The sequence below is a fragment of the Nonomuraea sp. NPDC026600 genome (assembly GCF_040638335.1).
Taxonomy (GTDB): Bacteria; Actinomycetota; Actinomycetes; order Streptosporangiales; family Streptosporangiaceae; genus Nonomuraea.
The window spans coordinates 241,395-265,088 of record NZ_JBEZYD010000007.1; the positions used below are offsets into that span (position 1 = coordinate 241,395).

Below are 23,694 nucleotides of genomic sequence, written 5' to 3' on the forward strand. Positions count from 1 at the left end.
GATCGCCGCGTGAGCCTGCCCGCCCTGCCGGGCCTGCCGACCACGCTCGTCGAGCCGGCCCGCGACCCCTATCACGTCTACCTCGACTCGCTGACCAGCCCCGAGTCGCGCCGTACGATGCGCGGCTGCCTCGACCGGCTGGCCCGGCTGCTCACCGGCGACCAGACGGCCAGCGGCGCCGGACAGCCGTGGCATCTGCTGCGCTACGAGCACACGGTGCGCATCCGCACCCTGCTGACCGATCAGGGGTGGTCGGCGGCCTACGTCAACAAGCACCTGGTCGCGCTGCGCCGGGTGCTGAAGGAGGCGTGGCGGCTCGGGCAGAGCAGCGCGGAGGACTACGCGCGCGCCTCCGACCTGGCCCCGGTACGCCAGACCCGCCTGCCCACCGGCCACCACGTGCCGCCGGAGGTCGTCGGAGCGGCCCTGTCGGCCTGCGACGACTCGCCCGCCGGGATCCGCGACGCGGCGCTGATCGCGGTGCTCTACTCCACCGGCTGCCGCCGCGCCGAGATCGGCGGGCTGTCGCTGTCCGACTACGACCCGGGCGCCCGCTCGCTCCGGGTCCGCGGCAAGCGCGACAAGGAGCGGATGGTCTACCTGACGACCGACGCGATCGGCCTGGTCGAGCGGTGGCTGGCGGTCCGGGGCGGCGCGGCGGGCGCGCTGTTCAGCCCGATCAGCAGGATGGGCCGGCTACGGCTGCGCGACGGCCGGCCGGTCGGGCTGACCGGGCAGGGCATCGCCGACATCCTGGCCAGGCGGCTGGGTGAGGCGGGGGCGTCCCGGCGTACGGCGCACGACTTCCGCCGCACCTTCATCGGCGAGCTGCTGGACGCGGGCGTCGACCTGGCCACCGCCCAGGCCCTGGTCGGCCACTCGTCTCCGGCCACCACGGCCCGCTATGACCGCCGCCCGGAGAAGACCCGCCGCGAGGCCGTCGACCGCATCCGCCTACCCGCCGCCCGGCCGCTCGCCTGACCCTGTGGTGAAGACGTCGAGCCGGCGGCCGTACGCCGCGCCGACCACGCCTTCGCCCTGCTGCGCCACGATTGAGAAGGGACATGCCAGACCTCTGAGGAGCGACATGCCAGATCCCGGAACGACCCTCGCGACGGCCAGAGCCCGGCTGCTGCACGAACTGCTCGACTCCGCCTCCGGCACCACCGCCATCGGCGCGGCCTCCGGCCTGGCCGGGCCCGGCCCCCTGGCGGACGAGCCCGGCGCCGACGGCACGTGGCCGGACCTCGACTACGCCGACCGGGGCGACGGCCGGAACTGGGCGCCGCTGGACCACCTGTCCAGGACCCTCACACTGGCGCTCTCCGGACAGCACCGGCCCACCGCGCTCACCGCCCTCGACGCCTGGCGCCGCCACGACCCGCGCAGCGCCAACTGGTGGTACAACGAGATCGCCGCGCCGCAACTGGCCGGCGACGCCCTCCTGCTGCTCGCCGACCGGCTCGGCCCGGCCGAACGGGCGGCCTGGGGCGCCTGGCTGGCCGGCCGCGCGGGCCCCGTCGAGATGACCGGCCAGAACCTCGTCTGGACCCAGGCGGTCGTGCTCCGTCACGGCCTGCTGGTGGACGACGCCGGCCTGGTCTCCTCGGCGGTCGCGCGGATGTCGACGACCCTGCGGGCGACCCGCGGCGAGGGGATCCAGGACGACTTCAGCTTCCACCAGCACGGCGCGCAGCTCTACTCCGGCGGCTACGGCTTCGCGCTGGCCGCCGACCTGGGTCTGTGGATCTATGTGGTGCACGGCACTCCGTGGGCATTCGGTACGGCCGAGGTGGGTTTCTTCACCGATTTCCTGCTGGACGGCCTGCAGTGGGCGATGCACGGAGGAGCCTTCGACTTCACCACCATGGGCCGCAACATCACCCGCGCGGACGCCCACCGGCCCACCGCCGACCTGCGGACGGCGATCCGCCGCCTGCGCGCGGCCGGTGCGCCTCGGCAGGACGAACTGGCGGCGTTCGAACGGCACCTGGCCGAGGCCGAAGCCGGGCGGCCCGCCGCCGGGCCCGTCGGCTGTCGCTATTACCCGCGTTCCGACTATCTCGTGCATCGGCGACCCGGCTGGTCGGTGTCGGTGCGCATGTCGTCGAGCCGTACCGCGCCCACCGAGAGCATGAACGGCGAGAACCTGCGCGGCCGTCACCTCGGCGACGGCGTCACCCCCATCCGGATCGGCGACGGGCCGGAGGACGGCTACCGGGCGGTCATCCCGCTGTGGGACTGGGCGCGGCTGCCGGGCGTGACCGCCGAGCAGCCGCCCGGCCCGGCGGCGCTCCTTCCCCGTCCCAACGACCGGCACGGCGGCTCACCGGACGTCGGCGGCTGGACGGACGGGCGACACGGCATCGCCGTGATGCGCCTTGCGGGGACCGATCGGATCGCGGACGGGTGGAAGGCGTGGTTCTGCTTCGACGACGTGTTCGTCGCGCTCGGCGCCGGGATCACCGCGCCGGCGGCCGACTACCCGGTGGTGACGACGATCGACCAGCGCCTGGCGACCGGCCCGGTGACGACCGGCCCCTATGCGCATCACGGGCGGATCGGTTACGTGCCGCTGTCCGATCGGGAGCCGATGTGGACGCGGGTGGAGCGCCGCACCGGTAGCTGGTCCGACATCACCGCGACCGGGTCCACCGAGAGGCTGACCGCCAAGGTGTTCGCCGTCGGCTTCGACCACGGCCCGCGGCCGGCGGGCGCCACGTACGCGTGCCTGGTCCTGCCCGGCGCGGACGCGGCGGCGACGGCCGCGCGCCGGGCGGACCCCGGCGTCACCGTGCTGTCCAACACTCCCCTGCTCCAGGCGGTCCGCTGCGACCGCAGCGGTGTCACCCTCACCGCTCGCCACGACGAGCACGGGCTTGTTTTCACCGCCGGGAGCTGATGTTTACTTCGCTATATCGTTCGATATAGCATCCGATCCATGATGAACGCACGCCGCGCGCCCGGCGGAGGCGGTCTCGGGCCGACCGGGCGGTTCTTCGGGCCGGGTGAGCTGCGCCTGGCCATCCTCGCCCTGCTCGCCGAGCAGCCCGGCCACGGCTACCAGGTGATGAACCGCCTCGCCGACCGGTTCAACGGGACGTACGAGCCCAGCGCGGGCTCCATCTACCCGACGCTGCAGTTGCTGGAGGACGAGGGCCTCCTCCGGATCGAGGCGGCCGAGGGCCGCAAGGTGCACCACATCACCGAGGCGGGCCTGGGCGTGGTCGGCGAGCAGGCCGAGGAGATCGACCGGCTCTGGGCGCGGGCGGCCAGCCGGAGCGAGTGGGGGATGTTCCGCGAGCCCGAGGCGGCCGAGATCATCGGCCCGGCTCTGCGCCTGGTCAAGGCCGCCGTCAAGACACTCGCCCACGCGCACGGCGACCCCCGGGTCGTCGACGAGATCCAGGCGATCTTCATCGAGGCCCGCCGCAGGATCGAGCAGCTGGACCCCCGCCGCTGACCGCCTTGTTCACGAGGAGTGCTGTTGACGTGAAGACGACCATCACCCACGCGCTGCGCGACCGGCTGTTCGTCGTCGGGGAGGTCTTGGAGGCCGAACAGCTCACACCGCGCATGCGGAAGATCAGAATCGGCGGCGACGCCCTGGCGGGGCTGAAATGGACGCCGGGGCAGCACGTCCGGCTCGCGGTCAACGACATCTTCGCGGCGCGTACGTGGTTGCGCGGCGAGATCACCAACGCCCTGCGTACGTACTCGATCTGGCACCACGACCCGACCTGGAACACCATCGAGCTGATCGGCTTCGACCACGGCGGCGACGGCCCCGGCACGACCTGGATCAGGAACGCCCGGCCCGGTCAGGAGATCGCCTTCACCAAGCCGGAAGGCAGTCTCGTCGTACGGCCCGCGCCCTACCACCTGTTCGCCGGGGAGGAGACGGCGTCGGTCGCGTTCGGCGCGATGCTGCGCGCGCTGCCCGAGAGCGAGGCGGTGTTCGGGGCCGTGGAGGCCGACGGGCCCGGCGACCACCTGGACCTGCCGCGCGACCTCACCCGGGTCTGCCGCGACGGAGCCTCCGCCGCGAGCTCGGAGCTGCTGGTGGAGGCCGTCAGGAAGCTCGATCTGCCGGACGAGCCCGGCGTTGCCTACCTGGCGGGGGAGGCCCGGACGATCCAGGCCGTCCGCGTGCATCTGGTGCGCGAGCGGGGCTGGCAGCGCGGGGACGTCCGGACGAAGCCCTTCTGGACGCCCGGCAAGCGGGGACTCGACTGATAAAGGCGCTTATTGCGGGCGTGAGATCCTGGGCTGGTGCTTCCTCCGATCGACGAGCTCCGTGAGCTGGTCACCACCCGTCTGACCGCCTTCGACCGCCGGGAGGTGCCGCCGGCCGAGGGGGTACGCCGGGCCGCCGTGACGGTGTGCGTACTCAGGGACACCGCCGGCCTGCCGTACACGGTCCTCATCAGGCGGGCCGCGCGCGGGCGCAATCCCGGGCAGTGGGCACTGCCGGGCGGGCGGCTCGACGACGGCGAGCAGCCGGTCGAGGCGGCGCTGCGGGAGCTGGCCGAGGAGACGGCCGTCACGGGCGTCGTGGTGGCGGGGCTGCTCGACGACTTCGTCACCGACTCGGGGTTCGTCATCACGCCGGTGGTGGCCTTCGGCGACGGGCAGCAGCCGGTCGCCGACGCGCACGAGGTGGCCTCGGTGCACGCGGTGCCGCTGGAGCGGTTCCTGGCGCCGGGGGTGCCGCGCTGGCGCGGCGGGCTGCTGCAGATGCCGCTGGGGCCCTCGATCGTGGTCCACGCGCCGACCGGAGCTATTTTGTGGCAGTTCGCGGAGGTGGCCCTGCGGGGCCGTGAGCTGCGGGTATTCGACGTGGCACAGCCACACTGGACCAGAACCTGACCGAATCTTTTGGGTCGGTGGAATACGTGCCGCCGGATGTCCGTTAGCATCGAATGGCCGATGTGGTCTGTGTCCCCCGGGCCGCAAATTACCGCCTTCACGGAATACCGTTCGGCTGGAGCCGTGTTGTGCATCTCGCCGAGGAGGCGACCGCCACATCGGCCTTAGGCTTTTCAGGCGCCCCGGTCTCGGCCGGGGCGCCTGCTCTAGGGTGGGGTGGCCGGACCGCCGATCACCCAGGAGAGCCCGTTGCTGTATGAAGTGGTCAAGTTCGCCGCTGCGCCGATCGCCCACGCGATGTGCCGCCCGCACATCTCGGGCGCGGTGCACGTGCCGAGGACGGGACCGGCGATTCTGGCCGCCAACCACTTGTCGGTGCTCGACTCCTACCTGCTGCCCGCGCTGCTGCCGCGGCACGTGACGTTCGCCGCCAAGAAGGAGTACTTCTCCGGCAATCCGGTCTCCAGCTGGTTCATGCGCCTGGGCGGCAGTCTGCCCACCGACCGCGACAGCGCGCACGCCGCGCAGGAGATGCTCGACGCCGCCGCCGACCTGCTGGAGCGCGGCGAGCTGTTCGGCATCCACCCCGAGGGCACCCGCTCCCCCGACGGCCGCCTCTACCGCGGCAAGATCGGCGTGGCCTGGCTGGCGCTCAGGACGGGCGCGCCCGTGCTGCCGGTGGCGCTCAGCGGCACCGAACGCGTGCTGCCGGTCGGCGCCAAGGTGCCGCGCCCGGCCAAGATCGGCATCACGATCGGCGCGCCGATGCGGTTCGAGGGCGACCACACCAAGGCCCGCGACCGCCGCCGGGTGACCGACGAGATCATGGCCGCGATCCGGGAGCTGTCCGGGCAGGAATACGTGCCGACCTATGCGTCGAGCTTCAAAGCTGCCAGCAATATGTCCTGATTTGTCGCTAAGCTCGGCAATCCGTTGATGACCAGGGGGCTGACCAGTGGCGCGTGGCCGCACCATCGCGATCGTGTCCTGCGTCACCGTGCTGGCGGTGGGGGCCGCCGCCGGTGGCGCGTACTACGTGCTGCACACCCGAGGCACACCCGCCGAGGCGGCGCGGCTCTTCGCCGCCGCCTGGCAGTCGGGTGACAAGGCGGCCATGAGCGCCGTGCTGGCCGCGCCGCAGCAGTTGACGCCGTACGACCAGCTGCGCACCGGCCTGGCGGTCGAGTCCACCTCGGTCAAGCTCGGCGCCGTCACCGAGTCCGGCGACGACCGGGCCAAGGTGCCGTACACCACGACCTTGACGCTGAAGAACATCGGCGAGTGGACCTACCAGGGACAGATCGACCTGAAGGTGGCCGAGCGCACCTGGAAGGTCGACTGGACGCCCAAGACCCTGCATCCGTCGCTGACCGCCGGCGCCACGTTCGCGCTGAAGACGCGCTGGCCCGGCCGGGCCGAGATCACCGACTCCGACGGCGGCCGCATCGACAACGGCGACGTCGGCGGGTCGGTGCAGCAGCTCGTCGGCTTCCTCGACAAGGCGACCAAGAAGGACGTGGCCAAGCTCGGCTCCTCCTACCAGGTCGGCCAGGCCGTCGGCAGGGGCGGGCTGCAGGAGACGTTCCAGAAGCAGCTGGCCGGCGTCCCGGCGACCGAGATCAAGGTCGGCGACAAGACGCTGCAGACGATCGAGGGCAGCTCGGGCGAGGACGTGAAGACGACGCTCGACCCGCGCGCGCAGGCCGCCGCGGTGGCCGCCGTCAAGGACGTCAAGAAGCCCACCTCGATGGTCGCGATCAAGCCGAGCACGGGCGAGATCCTGGCCGTGGTCAACAACCAGGGCGGCTTCAACCGGGCGCTCGACGGCCGCTACCCGCCGGGCTCGACGTTCAAGGCCGTCACCGCGATCGGGCTGCTGGCGGCCGGGATGACGCCGCAGGACAAGGTGTCCTGCCCGATGTACGCGACCGTGGGCGGGCTGAAGATCCGCAACTCGGAGAAGGAGGAGTTCGGGTCGCTGTCGTTCCTCGACTCCTTCGCCCACTCGTGCAACACCACGTTCGCGCCGCTGGCCGAGCAGCGGCTGGGCGCCGACAAGCTGCTGAAGACGGCCGAGGACGTCGGGTTCAACCAGCCGCTGAACATCGGGGTGCCGGCCACCAAGGCCAGCTTCCCCAGGGCGCAGTCGGACGCCGAGCTGGCCGCCGAGGCGTTCGGGCAGGCCCGGATCACCGCCAGCCCGCTGTCGATGGCCTCGGTCGCCGCGGCCATCGCCGACGGCACCTGGCGGCCGCCCACGCTGGTGCCCGACCTGAAGCAGAAGGCGAGCGAGCAGCCGCTGCCCGAGGGCGTCAAGACCAACCTGCACGCCATGATGGCGGCCGTCGTCACCAAGGGCACCGCCAAGGCGTCCGGGCTGCCCGCGGGCACGCACGGCAAGACCGGCACGGCCGAGTACGGCACCGGGGACAAGCTGCAGACTCATGCCTGGTTCATGGGGTTCAAGGAAGATGTGGCCTTCGCCGTGGTGGTGGAGGGAGGCGGCACCGGGGGCAAGGTCGCGGCCCCGGTGGCGGCCACGTTCCTGCGCCATCTGTGACGCCCGGTTCCTCAGCTTTCCAGGAGGGCCGTCACCAGAGGGCCGTCACTGGGGTCGGCTCTCCGGGGGTCAGCCCGCCAGGCCGCCCCGCTCCCCCATGGCGCCTCCGTCTGGGCGGCCTCTCTCCGGCGCGAAGTCTCCTGTCGCGAAGTCTCCTGTTGTGAAGTCTCCTGTTGTGAAGTCTCTTGTCGCGAGGTCTCTTGCCGCGAGGTCTCTTGCCGCGAGGTCTCTTGCCGTCGGGTCCGCTGTGGTCGGCGGGAGCTGGTTCGGCTGGTGGTAGCCCTGCCATTGGGCGAGGCCGGGGAACGTGCCGATCGTCAGCTCCGCCAGCAGCGCCCCGGTCCACGCCTCCTCCGCCATGCTCATGGCCAGGGCGTATTCGGACTCGATGAGGAACAACCGCGGTATCTCGCCACGCTCGACCTCGAGGTTCGCGCGCTGGACGGCGATCCGGTCGCGGAGCAGGGCGAGCCGCCGCCGGAGCAACGCGGTGACCTCGTCGGGGTCGAGCCCGGCCATCACCGACAACCCGGCCTCGAACCCCGTGTGCTCCCGCTCGGGCGTCCCCAGGAGCTCGCGCGTCCAGTCCTCGGCCTCCTCGCGGCCGTCGGTGGTGATGCGGTAGACGGTCCGCTCGGGCCGGGCCCCTTGGCGGGTGCTCTGCGTGGCCCGGATCAAACCGTGTTTCTCCAGATTGCGTACCACCGTGTAGAAGGAACCCCACTTGATGGGAGTCTCCCGATCCTTGCCACGGGCCCGCAGGACGGATGCCATCTCGTACGGATGCATCGGCCGTTCCGCGACCACCGTGAGCACGGAGAGGGCCAACAGGTTGGCCACTCTGCGTCGTTGCGCCACCCACACCATCCTTGTAGACGAATATTCGTGGACGAGTATACGGGCACGAGTATTCCCAGGGCAATATCGAGGCTTCGAACTCCTGAGTGCGGTGCCGACGGCGTGGTGAGCGCGTGCGAGCGGGCCGTCAGGTGGTGGCGTGGTCGAGGAAGGCGGCGATGAGCGGGGCGATCTCCGGGAGGTTCTCCTCAAGGGCGAAGTGGCCGGTGTCGAAGAGATGGAGTTCGGCGTTGGGCAGGTCGCGCAGGTAGGCGCGGGCGCCGGGTTCGGGGAAGAACGGGTCGTTGGCGCCCCAGACGATGAGCGTGGGCGGGGTGTGGGCGCGCAGCCAGGCCTGCCAGTCGTCGTAGTGTTCGACGTTGGAGTGGTAGTCGAAGGTGAGGGCGACCTGAGCCTCCTTGCGGCCAGGGAGGTCGAGGAAGTGCTGGTCGAGCGTCCAGCCGTCCGGTGAGACCAGCTCGGGGTCGCCGGTGCCGCTCTCGTACTGGCCGCGGGTGCCGGCCAGGGTGAGCAGCTCGCGGATCCGCTCCTCGGCGCCTTCGATCTCCGGCCGCAGCCCGAGGAGGTCGCGGGCGACCGGTGAAAGCCCTTCCACGTAGGCGTTGCCGTTCTGCACGATCAGCCCGGCGATCCACTCGGGGTGACGCGTCGCGAGCCGGAAGCCGACCGGCGCGCCGTAGTCGAAGACGTACATCGTGAAGCGGGTCAGGCCGAGCCCCTCGACGAAGCCCTCGGTGATGTCGGCCAGCCGGTCGAAGGAGTAGGCGAAGCCTTCGGGGGCCTCGGTGTGCCCGAAGCCGGGGTAGTCGGGGGCGATCAGCCGATAGCGGCCACCCAGGACGTCGATCAGGCGGCGGAACTGGTGGGAGGCCGAGGGGAAGCCGTGCAGGAGCAGCAGCACGGGCGCGTCGGGCCGGTCGGGAAGCGACTCGCGGTAGAAGACCCGGACGCCGTCGACCTCGAGGTGGCGGTGCGCGGTCCGGGCGACCAGGGGAAATGTCATGGCTAATGCCCTTCATATCGATCAGGGATCTAAGGCATGAGCAACATAAATGATCTCGTGCCCCTGACCGGAGAGCCGGTGGCCCTGGATTTGGTCAACAAGCCCTGCGTGATGCCCGCAGCCGACCCCAGACATCACAAAACGCCGGAAATTCCGGGAGGGGCGTCAGAAAGAGGCGGCCAGCGCGAGGGCCGCGGCGGCCTCGTGGCGCAGGACCATGATCAGCAGCGTGGCCACCAGAGTGGCGATCAGCAGCCAGCTGATCAGGATGATGACCGTCGAACGGCGTGCCTTACGCCTTCCGCCGGACCCTCCCTCGGCCTTCTCGTCACTGCGCCGGGCCCGCTCGTTGAATGACTCCAGCCGCGCCACAAGTCGCGGATCGTCATCGACGAGGTGCTGCTCGATCTGCGCCAGCATCCGCTCCTCGTCCTGCGACCAGGCCATGGGTGCACCTCCGGAACGCAAGCTCTGTGCCGGGTTTCTGCCCAACCATGAAGATCATTAGCCCCCGCCCAAGCAGGTAATTGCCACCTCTTTCCATTTGCGATCACCATCGAACCTTTGTTCTAATCATGGGATGCGCTGGGACAACCTGCGTCTGGCCGACTCCGGCCGGGACGATCCGGCCGCGCCGTTGTTCGCCCGCGGCGCGGTCACCCGCACGTTCGACACGCCCGAGTTCAAGGGGATGACCTTCTACGAGATCAACGCCCGTTCGATCATCAACCGGGTGCCGACGGCCTCCCCAGGCCGTCCGGGCTTCCGGACGAGTGAGCCCCGCTGAATAATCGCTGGCAGCGCGGCCTACGCCGGGGACACTATTGGCCGTCTCTGACGTCTACCAGCAGGAGCATGTGATGCGTTGCCTCCGAGTCTCCCAGCACCCCATTGGCACGAGAGTTCTCGAGGCTTCGACCACACATCCACATCCTCAACATCAGCATCCTCGCGGCGGGTAAGACCAGCGTCTTGAATTCCCTGTGGTGGCCTGAAGGGGTCAGGTAACTCGGACGGGCGTGGCCTGGCCTGGGCCGCTCCCGTGCTCGATGAGCACGGGGGTGGCTTTGGCGTGGTGGAAGCCGGTCCGATGGTGAGAGTTCCTGACATGCCCTGTCCGGTACGGCTGGCGCCGTCCCGCCTTGGGTGCATGGCCCGCCGGACGCTGTCCACCGCCGGTGGGCGGTGGGGCGGGCACCGTACGCCGGTCGGGCACACGGCTGGAAGTCATCGAGTTGTTTCGTGGGTTGGCTGAGGTGCGGGTGGGCCGTTTCGGGGTGGGACGGTTTTTGGCCCTGTCCCGCGCTGCCGGTCGGGGGTGCAGGTCTGTTCGGGTGCGGCGGGCGCGCCGGGCCGCCCGGGTGGGTTTGCGTCTTCGGCGGGCGCGGGCCACGTTGCCCTCCACGACGGTGGCGATGGTACGCGCCCCGGTCGAGCGGTGGGTGCGGGTGGCGTTCTGGCCCAGCAGGCCGCGCGCGAGGATCCGCTCGGCCGCTGCCCAGTCCCGGTCACACGACAGGCCGCAGGCCGGGCAGTAGGCCCACCGCCAGCCCCGCTCGGCCAGCCGATCAGGGGCCGGGCAATGCTTGAGCACCGACGTGCCCTCCCCGCACCGGGGGCAGTACCGGGAGGTCCCACGCGCCGGGACGGTGACCACCGCGATGGCGTTCTTGGCCGCCAGGTGCCGGATCGCCTCGACAATCCGCCCGCGCACCTGCCCCGACAGGCGCGCGTTCACGCTGCCTCGGCGCCCACGCGCCTCCAAGGTGGCCAGGTCCTCCACATAGATGACCGTCGCCCTCGCGGCGGCGGCCTGATCGACCACCCAGCGGGCCGCCGACCAGGCCAGCGCCTTGTTCAGCTGCCGGATGCGGGCACACAGCCGCTCATGCTCAACCCCGATGCGCTGCCAGGCCGTACTCAACGCGACGGAGCGGGAATCAGCAAGCGTCATCCCCGCCAGCAGCCTTTCCAGGTGCCGGTGCTTGGCGGCCAGGTGCTCACGCTCGGCCCGCAGCCGGTGCAGCTTGGCGCAGATGCCGCTCGCATCGTAGGCGAACGGCCGCCCATCACTGATCACCCGCCCACCGGCCAGACGCCCGGCCACTCCGGTCAGCAGCGTGTTGACGCCCCAGTCGAAGCCGCACCCGATCACATGACCGGCAGCGGGCGCAAAGCCGACCGGGATCTGAAACGGCAGATCAACGCGTACCCGACCCTTGGCCACCCGCACAGTGGGGGCGCACAACGCCGCCTCAGGCGGCACCGTCGGCGGCAAGCCGACGGGCAGCACATGCCAGGCCCAGTCCCTAGCGGAGGCGGGCGATTCGACCAGGGGAAGCCGCACCCGCAAGCGGGCGCTGCGGCTGCCGGTGCGCTGCAGGGTGAGCAGCTGCCGGTCGGCCGCCGCCAGCACGATCTGCGCCGCGACGTTCGGCGGCTCCTCCAGTTCGGTCAGATCGGCCGGCAACACCTCATGCTGGTCGAGATACGCGCGGATCTGCCGGGTCCGGTTACGGATGTCGGCCGCGCTCACCCTGTCCGGCAGCAGCGCGCGCAGCGCGTCCCATTCGGCGCCGGTGCGTGCACTCGTATTCCGCGGCCAGGTGGCCACGATCGCCGCCGCCAGCCGGCGCCGATACAGCGCCAGCCGCAAGGCACGAGCGGCCTGCTCCTGCGCGCACCGCACCACCCGATCACAGACGTACACGCCCGGCTCTGGGCCCACACCCCAGCCCAGCCGCCGGACAGCCATCCAGCCCTTCGACGGCAACGCCCGCCCGTCCAACCCCACCCCGGACGCCAAAGCGCCCAGATCAGCCGCATTCCACCGGGCCGCCACCAGACGGGCGGTCAGGTCGCGCGCCAGACCAGCCAGCCAGCCCACCCGCCGCACCAGCAGGCCCCGCGAAACGACCTCGCCGCTCGCCTCCACCACCGCCGCATAGGCGGTGCAAGAGGCCGTCGCGGTGAGTTCACTCACGCACCGCTCCCGTCTCGGGAGTGGGGCCGAAGGCGACGAACCGCGCGCAGATCGGCCGCCACCTGAGCACCGCTCGACGGCCGGCGACCACATGCGGGTACGAGGGCGTCGGCCGGGCGGCGGTCGCGGCAACAGGTGCACCACGCGCTCAGCACGTCGCGATCGGAGGGGAGCCGGTACGCCCGCATGCCTGAACCCCCACCCCTCCGAAACGCAACCTCACGATCAGCAACTGAAAGATTACCATCGGTTGACCTTGGCGGGTAGAACATGTGAACGATAACGTTCTGATCTGCCTGCTTGCGTTTTAACGTGACGGGGTCGCCTTCGCCATCTGCACCTGCCGCGCCTACCGTGTCCCCCATGACCCCCACCGTGGTTCGCATCGCCTTGGGCGCAGCGCTGCTGGTGCTCGTGATTCTCTACCCGTTCCTGCCTGGCGAGTACGACCCGGTGGCCATGCCGCTGTCCCTCCTGGCCCAGGTTCTCGGGCTGGCCGGACTGATCCTCCTTCCCGTGGCCATCGCGTGGGTGATCCAGGAGGCGCGCGGGCGTCGTAGCCGGCTCGCCGTGGTGTCGCTCGCGCTGGCCTCACTGGTCGCCATCATCGTGGCGACGTTCGCGGTCCTGGTCGCCGGTTGGGCGCTGGGCCTGGCCACCTTAGGCCTGTGGGGGCTGCTGGCGGCCCACTGGGTCAGGCAGGTGCGGCAGCCGTCGCGCGGCTTCAGCCCGGTGCCGGTGTACCTGGTCGTCGCACCGCTGGTGTCGCTGGCGGCACAGGTCACGCTGGCCGGGCCGGTCACGGATATGAGCCGGGACCAGGCGATCAGAGCCGCCGCGCCGTTGATCGCCGACATCGAGCGGCACAGGGCGCAGTACGGCGGCTATCCGGAGTCGCTGGAGGCCGTCAACCGGGACTACGGGACGTCGGTGACCGGCGCGGAGAAGTACTTCTACGCCCGCCGCGGCGCGAGCTACAACCTCTTCTTCCGGCAGCCGCGCTTCTTCGCCGACGACTTCGGCGTGCGGGAGATCGTCATCTACAACCCGCGCGAGGACTACATGATGCCCAACCACGTCAACTGGATCTTACTGTGGTCGGAGGCGGAACTCCGGTCCCGGCCGGGGTGGTTCACCTCGCGCGACCTGGCACCCCTGCACTGGAAGTCGCTCTGGTTCGATTGAGCTTGCGTTTTGAGGTGGCCCGTGCCGGTTGATCACGATTGAGTGGATGTTCGGCCCGGCGTCGTGACATGGGTACGGCCATCGTCGATCTTCTGTTCTGCGAAGAAACTCGAAGATCCAAACCGATGGCCGTGGGGTCCAGTATGACGGGTGCGCCGCTGCGCGGGAGTGGCCTCGACGACGAGTGCGTCGTCGATGGCGAAGCTGGCGGAGTTCCGTGCGGGCTGGTATGACTGCCTGACCGCGCGTGCGGATGCGTTATTCGAGCTGTCCGACGCGGTGCTGACCGCACCGTCGATCACCTCGCTGCCGTATCTGAGCCTGGAGCCGGTCTTCCGCCGCAGTTGGGGCAGCCTGTATGACGCCCTGGCCGCAGGCCGGATCGACTCCGACCGGGTGCGTGAGTTGCTGGTGGCCGCCGGCCCGCCTGGGTGGCCGTTGACCTTCGCGGTGGATGCCAGCACCCACCCGCGCCCCTACGCCGAGACCAGTCCCGGCCGGGAGTGGCATCACCTGTCCGGGCCGGGTGGGGTGGATGGCGGGGTGCCCGGCTGGGCCTGGCAGCACGTGACGCAGCTCAACGATGATCACGATTCATGGGTGGCGCCGATGGACGCGGTTCGGGTGGCCATCGGCGGCCCGGCGCAGACGCTGACCGCCGTGGAGCAGCTCGGTGCCCTGGCCGGCCGACTGCACCGAGCGCAAGCTGTTCGTCCACGACGCCGGATATGACCTGGCCGTGCTGGTCTACGAACTGCACGGCGAACGCGATGTGAGCGGCGAGCACGCCCAGTACTGCGCCGAGCTACCCGCCGGGACGCACCACCAGCTGTGCGGGGTGCACGCCACGGTCGGCAACGACGACCTTGAGGTGCTGGTGCGGATCCGCAACGACCGGCTGCTGTATCGTGACCCGCCGCCCCGCCTGCCCGGCAACGGCGGCCGTGCCGGGCGGCCCCGCCGCTACGGCGAGCAGTTCTCCTGCGCCCGGCCCGAGTCCTGGGGCGAACCCGACCAGCAGCTAACCGTCTCCGATGAGTACTACGGCCAACTCACCGTCACCTCCTGGGACGGCCTGCACCCCAAGCTGGACAAGAAGGGCCACTTCGCCCACCGGGCCGAAGCGCCGATCCTGTCCGGCACCGTCATCCGCGTTCAGGTCGAACGGCTGCCCGGTGGCCGCCGCCCCGCGCCGAAGCCGATGTGGTTGTTCTGGTCCGGGCAAGGCACCCCCGACCTGGAACGATGCTGGAGATCGTATCTCCGCCGGTTCGACATCGAGCACTATCTGAAGTTTCTCAAGAGCGTGCTCGGCTGGACCAGCATGGCGCTGCGCCACCCCGACCAGGCGATGCGCTGGACCTGGGTGCTGCTGGCCGCCTACGCCCAGATCTTGCTGGCTCGCCACCTCGCCCAAGATCAACGCTATCTTTGGGAACGCCGCCACCACCGTCGGTTCTCGCCCGGACGAGTCCGCCGGGATTTCGCCCGAGTACTGCCGATCATCGGCACACCCGCTACTCCGCCGAAACCCTCCAAGGCAGGCCCGGGACGCTCCAAAGGCCGCACCAGCACCCCGGCTCAACGCCACCCGGCGATCAAGAAGGCGACCCCGTCACGTTAAAACGCAAGGCCTGCTTGCTTGACTAGGACCTCGAGCGGCGCCGCACCATCACCATCCGTACCACCTTCGCCCCCTTCGCCGTAGGTGACCTGCGGGGCAAACTGATCGACACGCCCGGCCACGCCCACTTCGTGGCCAAGGTCGAACGGGCGCTCGGCGCGCTCAACGGCGCCCGCCCTGGTGCCGTCGGCCGTCGAAGGGGTCCAGCCGCACTCGCGGGTTCTGACGAAGACGCTGCGCAGGCTGCGGGCGCCTACGCTGATCTTCGCAAGATCGACCGGGCTGGACCTCGAGAGCGGAACTGCTGGACGACATCCGGCGGCGGCTCTCGCCATACTGTGTCGCCTTGAACACCGTACGAGAGATCAGCAGCCCGAACGCCCACATGGCACACACCATCGGCCCGGACGAGGAGGGCGGTTCCGGCGATTCCGCGCTCGCCGACGGGATGACCGAGTATGACGACGGCATCCTGGAGTTGCCCGTCGAGGGCCAGGTGCCTGATGGCAAGCAGGCGCGGGCGGCAATGGCTCGGCAGTGCGCCGATGGGGTGCTGCATCCGGCGCTGTTCGGGTCGGCGATGACCAGGCGGGGTGTGGGTGATTTGCTCGACGGGTTCCAGTTGCCGCCGACCACGGCCGCGTCTGGTGGCAGCGCGGGTGAGACGGTCGGAGCGACGGTGCTCGCGATCGAGCGCACCCCGTCAGTACCGCGGCCGACTTCCGCGGGCGGACGGCGATCGTGCTGCGGCGCGCGCTGCGCCGGGCGGGCACGCGGGTGTACGAGCCGTGCCACCGCTTCGAGCTGGAGGTGCCGCCGGAGTCGCTGAGCGCGGTGACCGTACGCCTGGCGGCGCTGGGCGCCGTGGTGGCCGATGCCGTGCGGCGGGAGGCGGTGTGGCTGGTCAGCGGCGAGATCCCGGCCGTGGCGGTGCATGAGTTCGAGCTGGCGCTGCCCGGGCTGTCGCACGGCGAGGGGGTGTGGTGGTCGCAGCCCTTCGGTGACCGTCCCGCTCGCGGATGACGATAGGTCACCATCCCTCCGCCCAAAGTGACCGACATGTCGGATTTATGCCTGAAATGGGTACTAAATGCGTTGATGCGGTAATCCAACATCATCCGTTCGGGGGAACCATGGCGAACAAGAAGCCGGCCGCCAAGACCGGCAAATCCAAGAAACAGGCGATCAAGTCCAGCCGCCAGGTCAAGGAGTCCAAGGACGCCAAGAAGGAGCCCAAGAAGCCCGACGTGGCGTGACCCGGTGAAATGATCAGGCAGCCGCGGCCGGAGTCCCGGCTGCCTGACCACGGAGCGACACCATGACGGCCTATCTCCGCTTCCCCGCCGTCTTCCAGGACGTCGTCGTCTTCGCCGCCGAGGACGACCTGTGGATGGTCTCCGCCCTCGGCGGGCGCGCCTTCCGCCTGACCGCCGGGGTCGCCGAGGCCGGATACCCGCGCATCTCGCCGCGCGGCGACCAGCTCGCCTTCGTCGGACGCGAGGAAGGCCAGGAAGAGGTGTACGTCATGCCCGCCGACGGGGGCGCGGCCCGGCGGGTCACCTATCACGGGTCCCGCTGCGCCGTCACCGGCTGGGACCCCGAGGGCCGCATCCTGTACGCCAGCGACGAGAGCCAGCCCTTCGAGGGCCGCAAGTGGCTGCACCGCGTCGCGCCGGGCGGCGTGCCGCAACGCCTGCCGTACGGCCCCGCGAACTCCATCGCCCACGGCCCGGACGGCATGATCGTCCTGGGCCGCAACACCGCCGACCCGGCACGCTGGAAGCGCTACCGCGGCGGCACCGTCGGCGACCTGTGGATCGACCCCGAGGGCGAAGGCCACTTCCGCCGGCTCATCCGCCTGCCCGGCAATCTGGCCTCCCCTTGCTGGAGCGGCGACCGCGTCTGCTTCCTGTCCGACCACGAAGGCGTCGGCAACGTGTACTCCTGCACTCCCGACGGCGACGACCTGCGCAAGCACACCCACCACGAGGACTACTACGCCCGCAACCTGTCCGGCGACGGCCACCGCCTCGTCTACCACGCGGGCGCCGACCTCTACCTGCTCGATCCCGGGGACGCGCCCCACCGGATCGACGTGCGGCTGGCCAGCTCCAGGACCCAGCGCAACCGCAGGTTCGTGGACGCCGACGACTACCTCGACAGCGCCACGCTCAGTCCCGACGGCAGCGCCCTGGCCGTCACCGCGCGCGGCAAGGCGTACGCCATGGCCGGTTGGGAGGGGCCGGTCCGGCAGCATGGCGAGCCGGACGGCGTCCGCTACCGGTTCCTGACCTGTCTCAACGACGGCCGCCGCCTCATCGCCGCCGCCAGTGACGACAGTGACGAGGAACAGCTGGTCATCCTCGGCGACGCGAGCGCCCGGAGCATCGCCCGGCTCGGGCGGATCACCGCGCTGATGCCCGACCCCGTCCATGACCGCGTCGCCGTCACCAACCACCGCGACGAGCTGTACCTCGTCGACCTGGCCACCGGGCAGGCCGTACTCGTCGAGGCCAACCCGCACGGGCCGCCCGCGGACCCCGCCTGGTCGCACGACGGCCAGTGGCTCGCGTACGCCAGCCCGCTGAACGCCCACACCACCGCGATCATGCTGCACCACCCCGCGACCGGCCAGACCGTGCCCGCCACCGAACCCCTCCTCGAAGACTCCCGTCCCGCCTTCGACCCGCGCGGCCGCTACCTGTACTTCATCGGCCAGCGCGTCTTCTCCCCCGTCTACGACCAGCTCCAGTTCGACCTCGGCTTCCCGCTCGGCACCCGCCCCTACGCCATCGCGCTGCGCCGGGACGTCCCCGACCCGTTCGTCCCGCAGCCGCGCCCCCTGGGGGCCAAGGACGAGGACGACGAGGAAGAGGAGAAGGAGGAGCCCGAGCCGCTGCGCGTGGACCTCGACGGGCTGGCCCGCCGCGTCACCGCGTTCCCGCTGCCGGAAGGCCGCTACGAGCGCATCGCCGGGCTGCCCGGCAAGGCCCTCATCCTCAGCAGCCCGCTGCAGGGTGACAACGTCCTGGACCTGTACGACTTCGCCAAGGGGGAGAGCGAGACGTTCGCCCGCGGCGTCACCGACTTCGAGCTGGGCCGCGACCACAAGACGCTCCTGTACCGGGCGGGCGATCGGCTGCGCGTGCTGAAGGCCACCGAGATCCCTGACGACGACGACACCCCGGGCCGCGAGAGCGGGTGGATCGACCTGTCGCGGATCAAGGTGTCGGTCTGCCCGGCCGCGGAGTGGCGGCAGATGTTCCGGGAGGCGTGGCGCCTGCAGCGCGAGAACTTCTGGACCGAGGACATGTCCGGCGTCGACTGGGCCGAGGTCTACGAGCGCTACCTGCCGCTCGTGGAGCGCGTCAGCACCCGGGGCGAGTTCTCCGACCTGCTGTGGGAGCTCCACGGCGAGCTGGCCACCAGCCACGCCTTCGAGAGCGGCGGCGAGTACCGGCCCGGCCCCGAATACACGCAGGGCAAGCTCGGCGTCGACTGGGACCACCGCGACGGCGTCTACCACATCGGCGCGATCGTCATCGGCGACCTGTGGGACCCCGATGCCACCTCACCGCTCAACCGGCTCGGTCTCGACGTACGGCCGGGCGACGCGGTCCTGGCCATCAACGGCGCCCCCATCGGGGAGACCGCCACCCCGAACGAACGCCTGGTCAACCTGGCCGACGAGGAGGTCGAGCTCACTCTGCGCCGCGGCGAGCGCCTCTTCACCGCCACGGTCCGCGCCATCGCCGACGAGCGGCCCGCCCGCTACCGCGACTGGGTCAACCTCAACCGCGCCCGGTGCCATCAGCGTTCGGACGGCCGCGTCGGTTACCTGCACGTTCCCGACATGGGCACGGAGGGGTTCGCCGAGTTCCACCGCGGTTTCCTGGCCGAGTACGACCGCGACGCCCTCATCGTCGACGTCCGCTTCAACGGCGGCGGCAACGTCTCGGCGCTGCTGCTGGAGAAGCTGGCCCGCCGCCGCCTCGGTTACGACTACCCCCGCTGGGGAGATCCCGCGCCCTACCCGCCGGAGTCGCCGCGCGGCCCGCTGGTCGCCCTCACCAACGAGTGGACCGGCTCCGACGGCGACATCTTCAGCCACACCTTCAAGCTGCTGGGCCTCGGCCCCCTCATCGGCAAGCGAACCTGGGGCGGCGTCATCGGCATCTGGCCGCGGCACCGATTGGCCGACGGCACTCTTACCACCCAGCCAGAGTTCTCCTTCGCCTTCGACGACGTGGGCTGGCGGGTCGAGAACTACGGCACCGACCCCGATCTGGAGATCGACATCACCCCGCAGGACTACGCGGCGGGCACGGACACCCAGCTCGAGAAGGCCATCGACGTGATACTCGGCCTGCTGGCCGAACACCCCCCGCACACACCGGATCCAACACACCGGCCACGGATGCAACCTTAAGGCGATTTGCAACGTCTATAGATCATGTGTGGGGTTAGTCCTCGGGGATGGACGGGACACTCCGCCGAAGCGGGACAATAAGCCGGAGGCGAGCGGGTACGTATCGCTATCGGCCACTTGTGTAGTGACACTCTCAGTCCAAGGGGGACTTCTCAGGTGCGCGCACTGGCACGCAAGGGCAAGTCGGCGATGGTCCGGCTGTACAAGGGCTACAACCGTCGCATGGTGCGCAAGGCGCCGCCGCCGTCCACGGACAAGGTCAGCATTCTGATCCTGCACGCGTACGGCATGGGCGGCACGATCAGGACGGTGTTCAACCTCGCCAGTTATCTGGCCGAGCACCACGACGTCGAGATCGTCAGCATCTTGAAAGAGGCCGAGGAGCCCTTCTTCCCCATCGACCCGCGGGTCAAGTTCCGCTTCCTGGACGACCGGATGAACCCCGGCCCGGACCCGGTGCGCGCGATGCTGTCGAAGATGCCGAGCAAGATCATCCCGCCGGAGGAGTCGGCCTACCACCGCTTCAACCTCTGGACCGACCTCAAGCTGGCCCGCTACATCCGCTCGCTCGACACCGGGATCCTCATCTCCACCAGGCCCGGCCTCAACCTCGCGATGGCCCAGTTAGCGCTGCCCAGCGTCATCACCATCGGCCAGGAGCACGTCGCCCTGCGCACCCAGCCGGAGGCGATGCAGGAGCTCATCAAGTGGCGCTACCGCCGCTTCGACGCCCTCGCCACCCTCACCAAGGCGGACCTGCGCGACTATCGCGCCACCCTGCCCAAGAAGCCGAAGCGGCTGGTCCGCATCCCCAACGCCGTGCCGCCCATGAGCGGCGACGTGGCCAAGCTCGACGCCAAGGTCGTCATCGCCGTCGGCAGGCTGACCCGCCTCAAGGGCTTCCACCGGCTCATCGTCGCCTGGGAAGAGGTCGCCAAGACCCACCCCGACTGGACGCTGCGCATCTTCGGCGCCGGTCCCCAGGAGGAGAACCTGCGCCAGCAGGTGATCGACGCCGGCCTCGAAGGCAAGATCGAACTACCCGGCGCCACCGCTGACGTCGGCGCCGAGCTGGAGAAGGCGTCCGTCTTCGTGCTCAGCTCGCGCCACGAGGGCTTCCCGATGACCATCCTGGAGGCCATGGCCAAGGGACTGGCCATCGTCAGCTTCAACAGCCCGCACGGGCCCAAGGAAATGATCAGCGACGAGGTCGACGGGTTGCTGGTCAAGCCGCGTACCAACGCCAACCTCGCCACCTCGCTCCTGCGCGTCATCGAGGACGAGCAACTACGCCGCCACCTGGCGGCCGGGGCGCTGGAGACCGCGCGCACCTACGACGTCGACGCCATCGGCGCCCAGTGGGACGCCCTCTTCGCCGAGCTCCTGGCCCGCCGCAACGGCACCTACGTCCGTCCGGCCCCGCCCGCAGAAGCACAGGCGCAGGTCGAGCCCGCCCCGCCCGCGCAGGTACCGGCGGCCGACCCCGCGCAGGCCCCGCCGCCCGCCTGACGTCCGCGCCCCCGCTCGACGCGGGCGGACGTCACCAGGCGGACGATCAGCACGGTCGGGCAGCACGGTCAGGTACGGCTCGTCAGCTCGACCGGCTCCGCGATGACGTCCACCAGCGCCCCGTTGCGGTGCACCGTGACGGGCAGGGGCCGCCCGATCGCGTCGGCGAACATCAGCCGCTGCAGGCTCTGCGCGTCGCCCACCGGATGGCGGTCCGCGCTCAGCACCAGATCCCCCGCCCGCAGGCCGGCCCGGTCCGCGGGCGATCCGGGCATCACCTCCACCACCCGCAGCGCGGTGTCCTGGCCGGTCCGCCGCCGCAGCGGCTCGGCCAGCGGCGCCGGCGAGGTCACCAGCCCCAGGTAGGCCCGTCGTACCCGGCCGTCCTTGATCAGCGTGGCGATGATCGCCCGCGTCGTGCTGTTGACCGGCACGGCCAGCCCCACTCCGACACCGGCCACGGCGGTGTTGACGCCGACCACCCGCCCCCGCGAGTCGGCCAGCGCCCCGCCCGAGTTGCCGGGGTTCAGCGCCGCGTCCGTCTGGATCACGTCCTCGATGAGGCGTACGGCCTGGCCGCTGCGGGCCGGTAACGACCGTCCCAGCCCGGACACCACGCCGGCCGTCACCGAACCGGCCAGCCCCAGCGGGCTGCCGACCGCCACCACGAGCTGCCCCACCACCAGCTCGTCGCTGTCTCCCAGGACGACGGGCCCGGGCGTGGGCACCTGCGCCCTGATCACCGCCAGATCCGACAGCGGATCCCGCCCCACCACCAGGAACTCACCCGACGACCCGTCGGCGAACGCCACCGTGCCCGCCCTCGACGAGCCCACCACGTGCGCGTTCGTCAGCAGGAACCCATCGGCCGTGAAGACCACCGCCGACCCGCTGCCCCGCTCCGCCCGCACGCTGGCCACCTTCGGCAGCAGCTCGGCCGCCACCGATGAGACGACACGGGAGTAATCATCCATGACTACCCCTTCTCAGTTGCTTACATCATTACTCCGCAACTGAGAAAACGGCCACCAGCTTTTTCAGCTCACCGCCTGCGCCAGGGCCGCCCCGCAGTAGGCCGCCCCCAGCCCGGCCACGATGCTCGCCACCGCGTTGGCCACCGCGTGGAAGCGGGCGCCCTCCTCGGCCAGCCGCACGGTCTCGTACCCCAGGGTCGAGTACGTGCTCAGCGCCCCGCAGAACCCGGTGGCCGCGAACGCCATCACCCCGTCCCCGGCAGGCAGCGCCGCCAGGAACCCCAGCACCGCCGACCCGGCCACGTTCACCGTCAGCGTCCCCCAGGGGAACACCGTGTCGTGCCAGGCCTGCACCGCCCGGTCCGCCACATACCGCAGCGGGGCGCCCAGCGCCGCGCCCACCACGATCAAGAGGATCGTCACCGGGCCCACCTCCGCGCCAGCCACCGCGTCACCCGCATCCCGCACCACACCGCCACCAGGGCCGCCACCATCGTCGCCGCCAGATAGACCAGCCCCGCGACCGGCGCGTCCCACGTCACCAACCGCTGCACATCCACCACATAAGTGGAGAACGTCGTGAACCCGCCCAGGATCCCGACCCCGAGGAACGGCCGCACCAGCCGATGCGCCCGCCGTACCTCGGTGATCACCACCATGAGCACCCCGATCAGCAGGCATCCGGAGACGTTCACCCAGAACGTCGCCCACGGGAACCCGGCAGGCGAGGCGGGCAGCGCGCTCTGCACCCCGTACCGGGCCAGCGCCCCCAGCGCGCCTCCGGCCGCGATGACCCCGAGCACGCCCCACGACAGCTCCGCCCGCTGCCCGGGGACGTGGAGATCCACATCCGGATCAACAGCACCGTCCGTCATAGATCCCTCCCTCTGCCGTCTCAAACCTCTCACCGTGTCAAACACCACAATGTCGGGAATTGATCTCTAGAGAACCTGTGCCCAAGATCTCGGAGGCGTACTTGAGCGCAAAGGACACGATCGCCCTGCTGGCGGGGGGTGTCCTGGTCGTCTCCTTCATCGGCGGCACCAAGAGCAGCCCGGCCACCGCGGCCAGCCCCCTGAACAACACCAGCGGAACCCTGCCAGGACTCGCCCCCATCACCAAAGACACCGACAAAGTCAGCGCCCGCACCCTCATCAAGGGACTCCGGGTGAAGGACCGCGGCCCCAAGACAGGTTATGAGCGGACCAGATACGGCGACAACTGGGCCGACACCGCCACCGACGTCCCGTACGCCCGCAACGGCTGCCGCACCCGCGACGACCTGCTCGCCCGTGACGGCCTCGACGTCAAGTATCGCCAGGGCTCCCGCTGCGAGGTCGTCTCCCTGCGACTGACCGACCCCTACACCGGCAGGACCATCGACTGGCGCAAGGAACACGCCGACGAGATCCAGGTCGACCACGTCATCCCGCTCGCCTACGGCTGGCGGATGGGCACGCCGCGCTGGTCGATGGCCAAGCGCCTCGACTTCGCCAACGACCCGCTCAACCTCCTGCCCGTCGACGGCGCCGCAAACGAGCAGAAGGACGGCTCGGGGCCGGCCGGCTGGCTGCCGCCGCAACACCGCATCCGCTGCGCCTACGTCACCCGCTTCGCCCAGGTCGCGGGTAAGTACGGCCTGCCCGTCACCCGCGAGGACAAGAACACCATGCTCGCCCAGTGCCGCTGACCGCCGCCGC

Annotated in this window: 23 protein-coding genes and 1 pseudogene; 17 read left to right on the forward strand and 7 right to left on the reverse strand. The window is 70.5% G+C overall.

From position 1 onward, the window contains the following. Positions 1 to 9 precede the first annotated feature (9 nt). The 7 genes from AB0F17_RS19410 (at position 10) to AB0F17_RS19440 (ending at position 7,429) form a co-directional block, all read left to right on the forward strand. Positions 10 to 981, forward strand: coding sequence for a tyrosine-type recombinase/integrase (locus AB0F17_RS19410; RefSeq protein ID WP_358024532.1), 972 nt, complete (start codon positions 10 to 12; stop codon positions 979 to 981). Between the two features lie 106 nt (positions 982 to 1,087). Beyond that, positions 1,088 to 2,902 (forward strand): polysaccharide lyase family 8 super-sandwich domain-containing protein, encoded by a 1,815-nt coding sequence (locus AB0F17_RS19415; RefSeq protein ID WP_358024535.1) that lies wholly within the window; start codon positions 1,088 to 1,090, stop codon positions 2,900 to 2,902. 39 nt (positions 2,903 to 2,941) lie between these two features. Then, positions 2,942 to 3,463 (forward strand): PadR family transcriptional regulator, encoded by a 522-nt coding sequence (locus AB0F17_RS19420; protein WP_358024538.1) that lies wholly within the window; start codon positions 2,942 to 2,944, stop codon positions 3,461 to 3,463. Positions 3,464 to 3,492: 29 nt separating this feature from the next. Continuing rightward, positions 3,493 to 4,236, forward strand: a complete 744-nt coding sequence (locus tag AB0F17_RS19425; RefSeq protein ID WP_358024541.1) for a siderophore-interacting protein — start codon at positions 3,493 to 3,495, stop codon at positions 4,234 to 4,236. A 36-nt stretch (positions 4,237 to 4,272) separates the two neighbouring features. Next, positions 4,273 to 4,869, forward strand: a complete 597-nt coding sequence (locus AB0F17_RS19430; RefSeq protein WP_358024544.1) for a CoA pyrophosphatase — start codon at positions 4,273 to 4,275, stop codon at positions 4,867 to 4,869. Positions 4,870 to 5,118: 249 nt separating this feature from the next. After that, entirely contained in the window at positions 5,119 to 5,778 is a 660-nt protein-coding gene (locus tag AB0F17_RS19435) for a lysophospholipid acyltransferase family protein (RefSeq protein WP_358024547.1), read from the forward strand. A 73-nt stretch (positions 5,779 to 5,851) separates the two neighbouring features. Next, a complete protein-coding gene (locus tag AB0F17_RS19440; protein WP_358024551.1) occupies positions 5,852 to 7,429 on the forward strand; it encodes a penicillin-binding transpeptidase domain-containing protein in 1,578 nt (525 codons plus the stop codon). 69 nt (positions 7,430 to 7,498) lie between these two features. On the opposite strand, the gene AB0F17_RS19445 is transcribed toward AB0F17_RS19440, so the two are convergent. The 3 genes from AB0F17_RS19445 to AB0F17_RS19455 form a co-directional block, all read right to left on the reverse strand. Next, positions 7,499 to 8,287, reverse strand: a complete 789-nt coding sequence (locus AB0F17_RS19445) for a PadR family transcriptional regulator (protein WP_358024554.1) — start codon at positions 8,285 to 8,287, stop codon at positions 7,499 to 7,501. Between the two features lie 127 nt (positions 8,288 to 8,414). Beyond that, positions 8,415 to 9,290, reverse strand: coding sequence for an alpha/beta hydrolase (locus AB0F17_RS19450; RefSeq protein ID WP_358024557.1), 876 nt, complete (start codon positions 9,288 to 9,290; stop codon positions 8,415 to 8,417). Between the two features lie 165 nt (positions 9,291 to 9,455). After that, entirely contained in the window at positions 9,456 to 9,737 is a 282-nt protein-coding gene (locus AB0F17_RS19455; RefSeq protein ID WP_358024561.1) for a DUF3040 domain-containing protein, read from the reverse strand. 133 nt (positions 9,738 to 9,870) lie between these two features. Between AB0F17_RS19455 and AB0F17_RS19460 the strand changes: the two genes are divergently transcribed. Beyond that, a complete protein-coding gene (locus AB0F17_RS19460; protein WP_358024565.1) occupies positions 9,871 to 10,077 on the forward strand; it encodes a hypothetical protein in 207 nt (68 codons plus the stop codon). Positions 10,078 to 10,290: 213 nt separating this feature from the next. Here AB0F17_RS19460 and AB0F17_RS19465 read toward each other — a convergent pair whose 3' ends face one another. Beyond that, on the reverse strand, positions 10,291 to 12,273 hold the full coding sequence (locus AB0F17_RS19465) for a transposase (protein ID WP_358024568.1): 1,983 nt from the start codon (positions 12,271 to 12,273) through the stop codon (positions 10,291 to 10,293). 363 nt (positions 12,274 to 12,636) lie between these two features. Between AB0F17_RS19465 and AB0F17_RS19470 the strand changes: the two genes are divergently transcribed. The 8 genes and pseudogenes from AB0F17_RS19470 (at position 12,637) to AB0F17_RS19505 (ending at position 21,020) form a co-directional block, all read left to right on the forward strand. Beyond that, positions 12,637 to 13,458 (forward strand): hypothetical protein, encoded by an 822-nt coding sequence (locus AB0F17_RS19470; RefSeq protein ID WP_358024571.1) that lies wholly within the window; start codon positions 12,637 to 12,639, stop codon positions 13,456 to 13,458. A gap of 195 nt (positions 13,459 to 13,653) precedes the next feature. Next, the gene (locus AB0F17_RS19475) at positions 13,654 to 14,190 is read left to right on the forward strand and encodes a transposase (RefSeq protein WP_358024574.1); all 537 of its coding nucleotides are present in this window, start codon (positions 13,654 to 13,656) and stop codon (positions 14,188 to 14,190) included. Further along, positions 14,132 to 15,082, forward strand: a complete 951-nt coding sequence (locus tag AB0F17_RS19480; RefSeq protein WP_358024577.1) for a hypothetical protein — start codon at positions 14,132 to 14,134, stop codon at positions 15,080 to 15,082. Before AB0F17_RS19475 ends, AB0F17_RS19480 begins: the two co-directional genes overlap by 59 nt. A 41-nt stretch (positions 15,083 to 15,123) precedes the next feature. Beyond that, positions 15,124 to 15,432, forward strand: a pseudogene (locus AB0F17_RS19485) (GTP-binding protein); the annotation flags it as partial. 391 nt (positions 15,433 to 15,823) lie between these two features. Further along, on the forward strand, positions 15,824 to 16,105 hold the full coding sequence (locus tag AB0F17_RS19490) for a hypothetical protein (RefSeq protein WP_358024580.1): 282 nt from the start codon (positions 15,824 to 15,826) through the stop codon (positions 16,103 to 16,105). 110 nt (positions 16,106 to 16,215) lie between these two features. Then, positions 16,216 to 16,338, forward strand: a complete 123-nt coding sequence (locus tag AB0F17_RS19495; RefSeq protein ID WP_358024583.1) for a hypothetical protein — start codon at positions 16,216 to 16,218, stop codon at positions 16,336 to 16,338. Between the two features lie 62 nt (positions 16,339 to 16,400). Continuing rightward, the gene (locus AB0F17_RS19500; protein ID WP_358024586.1) at positions 16,401 to 19,511 is read left to right on the forward strand and encodes a S41 family peptidase; all 3,111 of its coding nucleotides are present in this window, start codon (positions 16,401 to 16,403) and stop codon (positions 19,509 to 19,511) included. Positions 19,512 to 19,667: 156 nt separating this feature from the next. Continuing rightward, complete coding sequence (locus tag AB0F17_RS19505) at positions 19,668 to 21,020, forward strand: glycosyltransferase family 4 protein (RefSeq protein WP_358024589.1); 1,353 nt, start codon at positions 19,668 to 19,670, stop codon at positions 21,018 to 21,020. 68 nt (positions 21,021 to 21,088) lie between these two features. Here AB0F17_RS19505 and AB0F17_RS19510 read toward each other — a convergent pair whose 3' ends face one another. From AB0F17_RS19510 to crcB, 3 genes are all read right to left on the reverse strand, one after another. Continuing rightward, on the reverse strand, positions 21,089 to 21,994 hold the full coding sequence (locus AB0F17_RS19510) for a trypsin-like peptidase domain-containing protein (RefSeq protein ID WP_358024593.1): 906 nt from the start codon (positions 21,992 to 21,994) through the stop codon (positions 21,089 to 21,091). 63 nt (positions 21,995 to 22,057) lie between these two features. Continuing rightward, positions 22,058 to 22,417, reverse strand: a complete 360-nt coding sequence (locus tag AB0F17_RS19515) for a CrcB family protein (protein ID WP_358024596.1) — start codon at positions 22,415 to 22,417, stop codon at positions 22,058 to 22,060. Continuing rightward, entirely contained in the window at positions 22,414 to 22,869 is a 456-nt protein-coding gene (gene crcB / locus AB0F17_RS19520) for a fluoride efflux transporter CrcB (RefSeq protein WP_358024599.1), read from the reverse strand. Before crcB ends, AB0F17_RS19515 begins: the two co-directional genes overlap by 4 nt. 101 nt (positions 22,870 to 22,970) lie before the next feature. Here crcB and AB0F17_RS19525 point away from each other — a divergent pair, with 101 nt between their 5' ends. Further along, entirely contained in the window at positions 22,971 to 23,684 is a 714-nt protein-coding gene (locus AB0F17_RS19525; RefSeq protein ID WP_358024601.1) for an HNH endonuclease family protein, read from the forward strand. Positions 23,685 to 23,694 lie beyond the last annotated feature (10 nt).

What these genes read in the sequence shown, in the direction of transcription:
- AB0F17_RS19415 (WP_358024535.1), top strand. Translation starts at nt 1,088, where the DNA reads ATGCCAGATCCCGGAACGACCCTCGCGACGGCCAGAGCCCGGCTGCTG.
- AB0F17_RS19420 (WP_358024538.1), top strand. Translation starts at nt 2,942, where the DNA reads ATGATGAACGCACGCCGCGCGCCCGGCGGAGGCGGTCTCGGGCCGACC.
- AB0F17_RS19450 (WP_358024557.1), bottom strand. Translation starts at nt 9,290, where the DNA reads ATGACATTTCCCCTGGTCGCCCGGACCGCGCACCGCCACCTCGAGGTC.
- AB0F17_RS19455 (WP_358024561.1), bottom strand. Translation starts at nt 9,737, where the DNA reads ATGGCCTGGTCGCAGGACGAGGAGCGGATGCTGGCGCAGATCGAGCAG.
- AB0F17_RS19460 (WP_358024565.1), top strand. Translation starts at nt 9,871, where the DNA reads ATGCGCTGGGACAACCTGCGTCTGGCCGACTCCGGCCGGGACGATCCG.
- AB0F17_RS19470 (WP_358024571.1), top strand. Translation starts at nt 12,637, where the DNA reads ATGACCCCCACCGTGGTTCGCATCGCCTTGGGCGCAGCGCTGCTGGTG.
- AB0F17_RS19475 (WP_358024574.1), top strand. Translation starts at nt 13,654, where the DNA reads ATGGCGAAGCTGGCGGAGTTCCGTGCGGGCTGGTATGACTGCCTGACC.
- AB0F17_RS19495 (WP_358024583.1), top strand. Translation starts at nt 16,216, where the DNA reads ATGGCGAACAAGAAGCCGGCCGCCAAGACCGGCAAATCCAAGAAACAG.
- AB0F17_RS19500 (WP_358024586.1), top strand. Translation starts at nt 16,401, where the DNA reads ATGACGGCCTATCTCCGCTTCCCCGCCGTCTTCCAGGACGTCGTCGTC.
- AB0F17_RS19510 (WP_358024593.1), bottom strand. Translation starts at nt 21,994, where the DNA reads ATGGATGATTACTCCCGTGTCGTCTCATCGGTGGCGGCCGAGCTGCTG.
- crcB (WP_358024599.1), bottom strand. Translation starts at nt 22,869, where the DNA reads ATGACGGACGGTGCTGTTGATCCGGATGTGGATCTCCACGTCCCCGGG.